9 protein-coding genes are annotated in these 11,760 nt (G+C 52.7%); all 9 read left to right on the top strand.

What is annotated here, in order from left to right:
- Nucleotides 1–4 precede the first annotated feature (4 nt).
- The 9 genes from EPA93_RS41015 to EPA93_RS40975 all read left to right on the top strand — a co-directional run bounded on the left by EPA93_RS41015 (nt 5) and on the right by EPA93_RS40975 (nt 11,726).
- Nucleotides 5–1,261, top strand: coding sequence for a glycosyltransferase (locus tag EPA93_RS41015; RefSeq protein ID WP_129893083.1), 1,257 nt, complete (start codon nt 5–7; stop codon nt 1,259–1,261).
- Nucleotides 1,262–1,407: 146 nt separating this feature from the next.
- Nucleotides 1,408–2,646, top strand: coding sequence for a glycosyltransferase family 4 protein (locus EPA93_RS41010; RefSeq protein WP_129893082.1), 1,239 nt, complete (start codon nt 1,408–1,410; stop codon nt 2,644–2,646).
- A 34-nt stretch (nt 2,647–2,680) separates the two neighbouring features.
- A complete protein-coding gene (locus EPA93_RS41005; RefSeq protein WP_129893081.1) occupies nt 2,681–3,886 on the top strand; it encodes a glycosyltransferase family 4 protein in 1,206 nt (401 codons plus the stop codon).
- A gap of 242 nt (nt 3,887–4,128) precedes the next feature.
- The gene (locus EPA93_RS41000) at nt 4,129–4,899 is read left to right on the top strand and encodes a hypothetical protein (RefSeq protein WP_129893080.1); all 771 of its coding nucleotides are present in this window, start codon (nt 4,129–4,131) and stop codon (nt 4,897–4,899) included.
- 147 nt (nt 4,900–5,046) lie between these two features.
- On the top strand, nt 5,047–5,688 hold the full coding sequence (locus EPA93_RS40995) for a hypothetical protein (RefSeq protein WP_129893079.1): 642 nt from the start codon (nt 5,047–5,049) through the stop codon (nt 5,686–5,688).
- A 327-nt stretch (nt 5,689–6,015) separates the two neighbouring features.
- Nucleotides 6,016–6,801 (top strand): electron transfer flavoprotein subunit beta/FixA family protein, encoded by a 786-nt coding sequence (locus EPA93_RS40990; RefSeq protein ID WP_129893078.1) that lies wholly within the window; start codon nt 6,016–6,018, stop codon nt 6,799–6,801.
- A gap of 15 nt (nt 6,802–6,816) precedes the next feature.
- The gene (locus tag EPA93_RS40985; RefSeq protein ID WP_129893077.1) at nt 6,817–7,782 is read left to right on the top strand and encodes an electron transfer flavoprotein subunit alpha/FixB family protein; all 966 of its coding nucleotides are present in this window, start codon (nt 6,817–6,819) and stop codon (nt 7,780–7,782) included.
- A 187-nt stretch (nt 7,783–7,969) separates the two neighbouring features.
- Nucleotides 7,970–10,078 carry a (Fe-S)-binding protein gene (locus tag EPA93_RS40980; protein WP_129893076.1) on the top strand — a complete coding sequence of 703 codons (2,109 nt, stop codon included), beginning with the start codon at nt 7,970–7,972 and terminating at the stop codon, nt 10,076–10,078.
- 343 nt (nt 10,079–10,421) lie between these two features.
- Nucleotides 10,422–11,726, top strand: coding sequence for a hemolysin family protein (locus tag EPA93_RS40975; protein ID WP_129893075.1), 1,305 nt, complete (start codon nt 10,422–10,424; stop codon nt 11,724–11,726).
- The last annotated feature ends 34 nt before the right edge of the window (nt 11,727–11,760 follow it).

Below are 11,760 nucleotides of genomic sequence, written 5' to 3'. Positions count from 1 at the left end.
CAGTATGCGAATTTTATTTGTAACGCCACATCCGCCTTCTCGTATCCGTGTACGCGGCTATGGTTTCCTGACCTATCTTCAGCGTCAGCATGAGGTGACCATAATCACACAGTGCATCTCAGAGCGGGAACGGGCAGACGTAGAGATCTTGCGCCAGAAGGGATACAAGGTTGTGCCGGTGGAGGAAGATAAGAAGCAGAAGATCCTGCGTACTGGGATGGCTCTGTTTAGCCGGGTTCCTCTACAGGTGGCGTACGCGCAATCTGAGCGCTTTGCGCAAGCCATCCAGCAGCTCTGTGCCGAAGAAACCTTTGATGTCGTGCATGTAGAGCACTTGCGAGGGATTGCTTCGTTACAAGAAATCTCTCGTCTGCCTCCCATTGTATGGGATGCTGTGGACTGCATCAGCCTGCTTTTTGAGCACACCATGAAAAGCGGTTCCAGCCTGCCCATACGCGCTATGGCAGCTGTAGACTGCAAGCGTACGCAACATTACGAGGCCCGCTTGCTCAGCCGCTTCAAGCACCTGGTGATTACCTCAGAGCGAGATCGAGAGGCGCTGCTCGAACTGTATCGGGCCTACCAGCAGCGAGGAAGCGAGCCAGAACCAAACATTAGCGTTGTGCCCAATGGCGTGGATCTTGAATACTTTTATCCACAGCAGGAAAAACGTCGACAGGGCAATCTCGTTTTTCTAGGGAAAATGAGCTACCACGCCAATATAGCTGCGGTGCTCTATCTGTATCAGCAGATCATGCCTCTTATCTGGCAGCAGAGACCAAAGACAACTTTAACGATTGTCGGTAGCAATCCGCCGCGCTCCATTCGCCGCCTCTCCCACGATGCGCGCGTAGAGATTACCGGATATGTCGATGATATCCGCCCTTACATGGGGCGAGCAGAGATAATGGTCAGCCCGATGGTCTATAGCGTCGGCATTCAGAACAAAGTGCTGGAAGCTATGGCGCTGGGAACTCCAGTTGTGGCCGCAGCACGCGTCGCCGCTGCCTTGCATGCACAACCTGAACAAGATCTCCTGGTAGCACAATCGGCACAAGAGTTTGCCGAGAAAACCATACATCTGATGGACAATACCGAATTACGCGCCTCTCTGAGCCAGCATGGCCGGCAGTATGTCGAACAAACACACGATTGGGCCGCGATCGCAGATCACCTTGTAGACGTCTATCAACAAGCGCTGGCTGCGCGCACAGCTAAGGCCCATTATGTTAATCCAGTCGGAGCCCGATCCGCTCCATAAAAAACTTTAGTTTGAGATTATACAGGCTATTTTCCCGTTTGTGACACCATCTTTGATGCCATAAACGGGAAAACTATCGCTAGGTCCATAATATAGCCGACTATCTTCTCGCTACCCGATAAAGAGAAAAGAGGAGATGTAGTGCGATGCGGGTACTCGTATTAACTCAAGTGGTTGTCTACCCCGCAGATGCGGGGCCTAAAGTTAAGACGCTACAGGTATTGCGCCACCTGGCTGCTCAGCACGAAGTGGTGTATTGCACATTCGTACGTAGTGAGCAGGAAGAACAGGATGCGCAGAAGCTACGGGAAATCTGCCAGCGCGTGGTTACCGTCCCGATGAAACGTTCGCGCGTGAGCGATGTCTATTTCATGCTAGAGAGCCTGGCAACAGGCGATTCCTTTATTTTACGGCGCGATGACCGAGCAGAAATGCAGGCCATGGTGCGCCAATTGTTGCAAGAAGAAGGCATTGAGGTGCTTCACGTTGACCAGCTCAATATGATGCGCTTTGTGCCCCCCGACTGGTCAGGAACGGTAATCCTTGATGAGCATAATGCTGTCTGGCAGGTGGTTGAGCGCTTGCGCAAGGGAAGCCGTAACCCCGTTATGCGCTGGCTGCTGGGACGTGAGGTAGAGATAGTTCGCCGCCAGGAGGGAGCTGCCTGCCGGCGCGCCAGTGCGGTGCTGGCAGTAAGCGAGCAGGATCAAAACAAGCTGGCTGAGGTTGCCGGTTCGGCTGTACAGATCGAAGTGATCCCTATCACTGTTGATGTGCAACGCTTTGCCGCTACCTATGAGGCTCGTAAGCCACAGCCTTACCGCTTATTCACGATAGGCACGATGTTCTGGCCGCCTAACAGCGAAGGTGTGGCCTGGTGGCTGCGCGAAGGCTATGCCCATCTGCGCACGCTCTGTCCCGCTGTTACCTATGATATCGTCGGTGCCAGGCCTCCACATTCACTCCAGACGTTAGCCGAACAAAATCCAGGGGTACACCTGCATGGCTACGTCGCCGATACCGAACCCTTCTGGACTGGCTCCAGCGCTCTGGCTGTGCCGATCCTTTCGGGCGGGGGTGTACGCGTCAAGATTCTTGAAGCAATGGCCATGGGTGTACCGGTCATCTCTACGACGCTGGGCTGCGAAGGGCTGGCGGTCAGAGATGGGGAACATTTGCTCATTGCCGATTCTCCGCAGGATTTTGCCCAGGCGTGTGCCAGGGTCCTGCAAGACCCACAATTGGCCCGTTCGCTAGCCCACAATGCGCGTCAGCTCATGCTCGACCGCTATGATGCCTCAGTCGCCCTTACCAAACTGGACTCCGTTTATAAGCACGCTAAGGCCCCACAAACCGGCGTGATAAATCAGGCCTCGATCACTTAAAGCTAACATCTACCCGATTGGAGGGAAGCAAACCATGGATAATGAGGGACAGCGCCTCAGAATTGCCATGTTAACGGCAAATACGTTAGAGGATAGGAAGCGCTCTTCCTGGGGTGGAACCGTGGACCGGATCACCCAAACCCTGCAAAAACATTGCGGAGACGTCCAGTATGTTGGCACTATACATTCCCGCAAGAAACTGCTTGGCAAAGTCATTAATAAAGCAACACGACTTATTCTTAAGAAGAATTATCTGTTTAATCATACATTCTCGCTAGCCAGATCCTATGCTAAGGTAGCTAATCCTCGCTTAGCCAGCCAGCCATTCGATGTCATTATTGCCCCTAGCGGCGGCACAGAGATAGCTTTTTTAGAAACAGATATTCCTATTGTCTTGATTGAAGATGCTAATTTTGCGCTTCTACATAATTATTATGCTGGATATTCTAATCTTATACAACGTTCTGCTTATGAAACTAATGAGCTTGAAAAACTAGCTATCAAAAAGGCAAGTTTGATACTCCATCCCTCGCCCTGGGCGGCCCAATCCACAATTGAAAACTATCATGCGGATAAGCAAAAAGTCCATGCGGTTCCCTTTGGAGCCAACTTCGATACGCCTCCGCCCATCGAAGTTGTGCAACAGAAAAAACGTTCGGATCATTGCAAGCTGTTTTTTCTTGCTGTCGATTGGGTCAGGAAAGGCGGTGAAATCGCCTTCGAGACGCTTCTTAAGCTGGAAGAGCTGGGCATTAAGGCTGAATTGACAATCTGTGGATGCGTGCCACCAGCCCAATTTCAGCACGAACGGATGCGCGTTATTCCTTTCCTTGATAAGCGTATTGAGAGCCAGCGCCGGGAGATGGAGCAGCTATTCGCAACCTCTGATTTTCTATTCGTGCCCACGCGTAGCGATTGTTACGGAATGGTTTTTTGCGAGGCCAGTTCGTACGGCTTGCCAACCATTTCCACAAATACCGGAGGCGTCTCAGGCGCAGTTACGGAGGGCGAAAACGGCTTTCTGCTTCCACCCGAGGCACGTGGAAGAGAATATGCCGAGCTGATCGCGCGCATCTACCAGGATGAAGCGCGCTACGCCGCGCTGGTTAAATCTAGCCGGGCAGCTTTCGACGATCGCTTGAACTGGGATGCCTGGGGTATTACGGTTACCAGGCTTATTCACGAAATGCTTGAGCGCCGTACTTCCTACGCTGCAACAGCGATAAGTGGGCGCGTTTAAACATCCTATCCACAACAATGCACTTTTTGCCAGGGCCTTCTCTCTCTTGTTCACAGGCATAGAGGGAGAAGGCCTTTTGTTCTGCGCAAAGCTTGTTATGTTGTAACCCTGAAAATCTTGTGTGATAGTTACCAGGAGGGTACGTATATATTATTGACAACTCAATAAACCTTGTCCAGAAGTAAACTCCACAAGTATTTTCAGATAAGCGACAGCATCTTTCTTTGGGAAGGAGAAGCACTTTGTCAAGTCTTCAAAATAACTTTGCCGCAGCAGAGCATACGGCCAGCCAACTCCACAGGCCTACGGCTTTATTCTCTCATCGTGGTGGATCGCTGCTATTGCTCATGGTATATCTCGTTATTTCACTTGTTGCCTGTACGACAGGCCCTGGCGCGGCATCTTCTTCTACACCATCTCCCACAGCCAAGCCTCAGCCAACGCAGATACCAGCGGGAACAGTCCTTTACAAAGGCGACTGGTCCAATGGCTTAACTGGCTGGCAAGCAACTTCCGGCTGGAAGCTAGAGGGGAATTACGCTCAGAGCGCTCTTAGCGATAACAATACCCTCACCTCGCCATACACACCAAAAACAAACAACTATTCAGTCGAGTTTCGCCTTCAGGTCGTTAGCATACCTAAAGACGGCGGTTATTATATCCTTGCCGTCAGCCCGAGCAAGGGCCAGGACGGCGTGCAGGCCAGGGTACTTAGCCTGCTAGGTCCAGGGGAACACGGCTATGCCACGCATCCTATGATTGAGATCGTCACAGACCCAGAAAATGATAATGTGAACGCTAACCTCGCAACAGCCTTCGATTTTGAGCCAACCACCAAATGGCATACCTATCGCCTTGATGTGCGGGGGCGACAGGCAGCCCTTTATATTGATGATCAGAAGCTCAGTAGCGTCGTTACTGTGAAAGAAAGTCCACTCTCAGAAGGCCCCATTAAGTTTATCTGTGGCAAAGCAATCTTGCGCATTAGCGATTTTCGCATTCTCGCTTTGTAAAGTTTACCCGTCGCGGGGAAGGCTATCCAACCCAATTGAGCAGCACAATGAGGCGCTTTGGTGGGCAATATGCTATAATTTTCGTGGCTTGCCAGCGAAGGCTACGAAGAGGTTTCTATCAGTAAAGAGAAAGGTTGTTTTAGTATATTGCCCAATACTACGCGTAGCGCTGAAAAGATTCTATCACGCTTTAAAGAACTGCGTCAGCACTTGCATCCTGACGAACAGCCAGTTTTCACTATTCCCGCCGTCTGGGAGAGCGATCGTCAGGAGGGTAACACGCTCTGCGATGTTATCCTTACGAATCAGCGCCTTCTGGGCTATTATTTTGTGCGTTTTCCGCGCGAACGTCTCTTTTTTGAAGAGCTGCCTCTCGCGGCAATTACTAGCGTCTCGCTACGCCAGGAAACGTTCAAGCCGGCCTTTCGCGAACTGTTAATCGCCAGCGGACAGCAAAGGCTCTCGCTCCGCGCCACGCCGAAAAAGATCGAGGCGCTCTATGCGGCCCTGCGTCCCGCTATCGAGCAGAGCGTTCCGCTGAGCGAAAACGAGAGCGCAGAGGCACCCGCCACGCCACCAGCGCCGATCTATGGGCACCAGGATATTCAGAGACCCTTTGAGAGCTCGACCCTGGCAATTACCATCCTCTTTATCGGCGGCCTCGGCCTGGAGATCATCGGGCTTCTCCTCTGGACGGCGGCCCACAATCCACAAGCCGGCATCGGGTTATGTATCGCTGGTCTCGTCGCCGTAATCACCTCCATACTCCAGGCCAGGCAGCGACGCTAAAATGCGCAAGCTTTTCTTTTTCAGCTTAGATCACGCTGGCCGCTCACAGCAAGCCCTTGTCAGCAATCAGCTAGCTATGGTCTCGTTAATAGAGCATTGAAGAGCTTATTTTGCCGATCGCCTGGTACATTGGTTCCTCAATCTCAAGCCAGAGACAAGCTGATAAGCGGCCTCTGCCAATCCATTTGCGCATTGGAAAGCCCTGGCCCGTTAGCTAGCAACGTTGACACCCCCTTTTATCGACAGGTACAATAGGATAGCCCAGGGAACACTGTAGTCTCCCTGATTTCCTGCGTCCGATAGATATAAAGACGAGGCAAGCAAGCAATGAAGATTTTTGTCTGTATAAAACAGGTACCTGACCCAAATACGACAGTCAGTAAGCTCGATCCAAGCACGAAGCGCCTGGTACGTAGTGGCGTCTCCCTCGTGCTTGATCCCGGCGATGAAAGCACTATTTCGGCGGCGATTAAGCTACGCGACACGCTTGGAAATAGCGAGCTGACAGTTGTAAGCATGGGACCATCAAGCGCACAGGAAGCATTACGCCGTGCGTTAGCCATGGGTGCAGACCGCGCCATTCTTGTCACCGATCCAGCCTTAGCTGGTTCCGATGCGATTGCTACCGCGCGCGTTCTGGCCGCTGTCATCAAGAAAGAAAGTGCTGATCTGGTCTTCTGTTCGACCGAAAGCACCGATGGATATACAGGTATGGTGCCTGGAGGCATCGCAGAATTTTTAAACGTTCCACAGCTAACCTTTGCGCGCGAGATCCGCGTTGAGGGAAGCAAAGCTGTCATCAAGCGTGTCACCCTCACGGGCTACCAGACGGTTGAATGCCCGCTGCCCGCTGTGGTCACTATCGCTAGTGGCTCCTTCGAAGCTATTTATCCCACCATGAAGGGGATCATGGGGGCAAAGAAGAAGCCTTTCAGCCAGTTGCAGTTGTCAGATCTTGGCATTGATCCCTCGCTGGTGGGCGAGGCAGGGGCACGCGAGCGCGTCCTCTCCATCGGAGCTGCCGAAGCGCGTGCAGCCGGCCAGATTATCAAAGATGACGGCAACGCGGCCCAACAGATCGCTGACTTTTTACAGCGCTATCAGCTACTCTAGGAGGAGGATATAGGCATGTCAAACACTATCTGGGTGCTTATCGAACTAGAAAATGGCACGCCGGCTCGCTCTTCGCTAGAAGTTCTGGGGAAAGCCGCAAAGTTAGGTCGCGCCGAAGCCATAGTCCTTGGCGCCGCTGCCGCCGAGGTTGCTCCGTCGCTGGGCGAATATGGAGCCGAGAAAGTCTATGTACACGCAGATGCCGCCTACGATAACTATCTGACCCTACCAGCGGTAGAGACGTTGAGCAATCTGCTGAAAGAGCAGCAGCCAGCCTTGCTGCTTATGGCTACAACCTATAATCTGCGTGACATCGCGGCTCGTCTCAATGTGCGCAACAACCTTGGTTTGATTACAGATGCCACAGACCTGGCCTTCAACGGGAACGAGCTTTCGGTCACGGTCCCCTGGGGAGGCGAGAATGTAGTTACGGCTACCCATCCCCAGCAAGGTACCGGCATTGTTCTTACGCGGCCAAAGGCCTTTAGTGTAGAAAACTACGCGGGGCGCACTGCCGAAATCGAGACCCTTAACGCTACTATCAGCGCAGAGGCTCAGGCAATCAAAATCGTCGATACAGTTGAGGTCGCCAGCGAGGGTCCCGCCTTGGAGGACGCCAATGTGGTTGTCAGCGGAGGCCGGGGACTGGGCAAAGCTGAAAACTTCCGCCTTGTGGAAGAACTGGCGACAGCGCTCGAAGGTGCGCCAGGCGCTACGCGTGCTATCGTTGACGCGGGCTGGCTCCCTTACAGCTATCAGGTTGGTCAGACCGGCAAGACTGTTAAGCCAACGCTCTACATCGCCTGCGGCATCAGTGGCGCCATTCAGCATATCGCGGGAATGAAGGGCTCTAAGTATATTGTCGCTATCAACAAAGATGAGCATGCGCCTATCTTTTCGCTTGCCGACTTTGGCGTTGTGGGCGACGCTTTGAGCATTCTTCCCCAACTTACGGAAGAAGTGAAACGCCGTAAAGCCTAGCTAAAGCTCTTTTTTTGCTGCTTATAGCTTGATACAATCTACAGAACGGAAAGGTACCTCTGACCTATGCCTGTCAGCAGGTACCTGCGCTCGAAGGTGAGCGGTTATCTTGTATGGATAGCCGGAAAACATGGCTAACCAACATAAAACGGCCGCCCCGTCGTGGTTCTAGACGGAGGTTTTCATCATGACACCCCCTGTCATCTCGCCAACCGGGGGATGGATCGGTACAGCAATCTTTGTACTCATCTTTCTCGCGGCTCTCGCTCTCTTTGGCCTGCGTAGCGGGAAACTGGTTGCGCTACTAGCCAAAGCACGTCCCGAGGATCGCACAGACCATCTTGACGACCGCATCGGTGATTTTTTTCTTATCGTTCTCGGTCAAAGCGGCGTGTTGCGTGATCCTCTCCCAGGACTTGCCCATTTCTTCACATTCTGGGGCTTTATCGTTATCCAATTTGGCCTCCTCAATCTCATTCTGGGAGCCTTCAACGGTTCTTTGCCATTGCTTGGCGATAATCCCACCTTTGCCATTATACTCGACGCGTTTGTTATCCTGGTTTTGCTGGCCCTGATTCTCTTCACGATTCGTCGTGGGATCGTCCGTCCTAAGCAGCTCTCCAGCTCTTTACACGGCCCGCTGGACGGCTTTATCATCCTTGGCTTGATCCTGTTGGTCATTGTGACACTGGCCCTGGTTGAGGGCTTTGAGTACGCCGCCTCCAACGGTGCTGCCTGGACACCTATCGGCGCATTTATGGCCCCTGTTCTCTCTACGGTCAGGCCAGAGGTAAATGTCTTCTGGTACCGTGCTTTCTGGTGGCTGCATATCTTGACTGTGCTCGGCTTCCTTGTCTATTTGCCGCGCTCCAAACACCTGCACCTGATGGCCACGCCCTTCAATGTCTTTTTCCGCAACTACAATTCCAAGGGTGCGCTGCCTCTGTTAGAGAATATTGAAGAGCGCGACGACTATGGCGTTTCTAAAGCTGAGCAGTTCACCTGGAAAGAGCTTTTAGATGGCTACGCCTGCACCGAGTGCGGCCGCTGCAATACTGTCTGCCCGGCCGCCAATACAGGCAAGCCACTCTTCCCCAAGGAAATTGTTCTTGGCGTGAAAGAATCGCTGCTTTCGCGCAGCCAGGAGATTCTCGGCGAAAAATCTGTCTTCACAAGATTTGAGGATAAACCAGTTCAGGATGAGGTGCCAGAGCACGCCCCGCTGATTCGGGGCACGATCTCTACGGAGGCGCTCTGGGCCTGTACAACATGTATGGCCTGCATGGAGATTTGTCCGGTCTCGATTGAGCATGTGCCGAAGATCGTAGACATGCGCCGCTCCCTGGTCATGGAGGAGAGCGACTTTCCACAGGAAGTCACTTCTCTTTTCAACAATATCGAGCGCAACGGCAACCCCTGGGAAATCAGCAACGATAAGCGGGCCGAGTGGGCTGCTGGTCTAGAAGTGCCTCTGCTGGCCGAGAATCCCGATGCGGATGTGCTCTACTGGGTAGGCTGTATGGGCTCCTTTGACCGCCGCAATCAGCAGGTCGCGACTTCGGTGGCCAAAATCTTAAAGGCTGCTAAGGTCAACTTTGCCATCCTGGGTCCTGAAGAATCCTGCACCGGCGATCCTGCACGCCGCATTGGTAACGAGTATCTCTGGCAGATGCAGGCGCAACAGAACATCGAGACGCTTAACGGCTACGGCTTTAATAGTGGCGATACCCACAATGGACATGCGCCCGGCAGCAATGGCGCGGCCAAGCATCGTACGATCATCACAGCCTGCCCTCATTGCTTCAATACTATCGGGAACGAGTACCCACAGCTTGGCGGCAACTATGATGTCGTTCACCATACCGTCTTCATCGATAAGCTGCTCGCGGAGGAGAAGCTGGCGCTGCCGCAAGGCTTCGATGAGCGCAAACTTACTTACCACGATCCCTGCTATATCGGACGTTATAACGATATCTATGATGAGCCCCGCCGTGTGCTCACCGTGCTCAACAACAATGGCATCACGGAGATGCGTCGCCATCGCAACAAGAGCTTCTGCTGCGGCGGTGGCGGTGGTCGGGTCTGGATGGAAGAGAAGATCGGCAAACGGGTAAATCAGACCCGTATTAATGAGGCTCTAGAAACCGACGCCGAGGTGCTTGCGGCAGCCTGTCCTTTCTGCATTACAATGTTTGAGGATGGCGTCAAAGGAGTCGAAGCTGAGGAGAAGATGAAGGTCGAAGATATCTCGGAGATCATCGCCAGAGCCATCGATGCCAAAGTCGAGACACGTTAACTTCTAACAGTTCCTACATAATCGGTGAGGCCTTGCGTACATACGCCGGGCCTCATTTGCTTCGCAGGAAAACGCTGTAAATCTACAATAATCTTTTTCTGTTTACATAATTTAACGCCTTTTCCCATTTTTTCGCTGACAAGCTTTTTAGTCTCGCCTCCTGAGAGATCATGCTCAAGGCAATGGAGCAAGGGGACAGATTTGTCTTCCATCTGCTACAATCAGGCGTATACAAGATTGTTAGGGGCAACTACTTCGTCAGCATTAACGATATTTACGTCAATTGTTCTACAGTGAATACAGACCGTATTCGCGATTATCTCTGCTAGAAGGTGTAGAAATTATGTCTGGTTTCCTGGGTATCGAGATCGCCATCATCCTTGTCCTGATGCTAGCTAACGGTTTCTTCTCCGCATCAGAGATTGCGATTGTCTCGGCACGCCGTAGCCGCTTACAGCAGCAAGCTGATGCGGGTCAAAACGGCGCGCAGCAGGCACTCGACCTTGCGGAGAATCCAGACCGTTTTCTGGCCACGATTCAAATTGGCATCACCCTCATCAGCACACTGACGGCGGCCTTTGGCGGTGCTAGCATTAGCGAGCCACTGGCCCAGCTACTCAAACCTTTACCAATCGTTGGTCAATATGCAAGCTCACTCTCTTTAGCCCTTGTCGTCATTCTCATCACCTACTTCTCGCTGATTATTGGCGAACTTGTCCCCAAGCGCCTGGCCCTCCAATCGGCCGAGAGCTTCGCGTCTTTCGCCGCCCCCTTCATGGTCTTGCTCGCAAAAGTAGCGCGCCCCCTCGTCGTCCTGCTCACAGGCTCGGTTAACCTGGTACTGGCCGTGCTGGGGCCTAAGAAGGCCGAAGAAGCCAGCGTCACCGAAGAAGATATTCTCTATCTTGCGCGTCAGGGCTTCGCCAGCGGCACTGTTGAAAAGGGCGAAAGCGAGTTCATCAATCGCATTTTTCGCTTCACCGATCGCTATGTAAATACTGTCATGACGCCGCGCACGGAGATGTCAGCCATTGAAGTCAGCACACCGCTAAGCAAGGTCATCGCAACCTTCCTTGATACCGGCTACTCACGACTTCCGCTCTACGAAGATTCGCTCGACAATATTATTGGGGTCATCTTTGCCAAAGATCTGCTCCGCTTGCAGGCCGATCGGGAAGAGGCGAATCTCGCCGAACTGGCGCGCCAGGCTTACTTCGTCACCGAGTACCAGCATGTCGATGATCTTTTGACCCTCTTCAGGCGCAAGGGTATACATCTGGCGATTGTTATTGACGAATACAGTCAGGTGGTGGGCCTTGTCACTATCGAAGATATGCTGGAGGAGCTGGTTGGCGAGATTCAAGATGAGTATGATGTACCTGAGCCCAATGCCTTTGTCCAGCGCGAAGATGGCAGCTGGCTGGTTGATGCCATGGTCCCGCAGGATCTCGCGCGCGAAAAAATTGGCTTACAGCCTATACCTACTGAAGAGAGTGGCGAGTACCATACGCTGGCCGGTATGGTGCTGGCCCACCTGGGGCATATCCCCAAAGTGGGCGATAGTGTTACCATCGGCGATTTCGTCTTTGAAGTCGTCGATATGGATGGTCGCCGCATCGATAAAGTTCTCATTCGCCCCAAACAATAGCCAGCCAGTACTTATCGCCAGGTTAGCCAGCCTG

Source organism: Ktedonosporobacter rubrisoli, assembly GCF_004208415.1.
In the GTDB taxonomy this organism is placed as follows: Bacteria; Chloroflexota; Ktedonobacteria; order Ktedonobacterales; family Ktedonobacteraceae; genus Ktedonosporobacter; species Ktedonosporobacter rubrisoli.
This window is presented reverse-complemented; position numbering and strand designations above follow the sequence as displayed.

What these genes read in the sequence shown, in the direction of transcription:
- EPA93_RS41015 (WP_129893083.1), top strand. Translation starts at nt 5, where the DNA reads ATGCGAATTTTATTTGTAACGCCACATCCGCCTTCTCGTATCCGTGTA.
- EPA93_RS41010 (WP_129893082.1), top strand. Translation starts at nt 1,408, where the DNA reads ATGCGGGTACTCGTATTAACTCAAGTGGTTGTCTACCCCGCAGATGCG.
- EPA93_RS41005 (WP_129893081.1), top strand. Translation starts at nt 2,681, where the DNA reads ATGGATAATGAGGGACAGCGCCTCAGAATTGCCATGTTAACGGCAAAT.
- EPA93_RS40990 (WP_129893078.1), top strand. Translation starts at nt 6,016, where the DNA reads ATGAAGATTTTTGTCTGTATAAAACAGGTACCTGACCCAAATACGACA.
- EPA93_RS40985 (WP_129893077.1), top strand. Translation starts at nt 6,817, where the DNA reads ATGTCAAACACTATCTGGGTGCTTATCGAACTAGAAAATGGCACGCCG.
- EPA93_RS40980 (WP_129893076.1), top strand. Translation starts at nt 7,970, where the DNA reads ATGACACCCCCTGTCATCTCGCCAACCGGGGGATGGATCGGTACAGCA.
- EPA93_RS40975 (WP_129893075.1), top strand. Translation starts at nt 10,422, where the DNA reads ATGTCTGGTTTCCTGGGTATCGAGATCGCCATCATCCTTGTCCTGATG.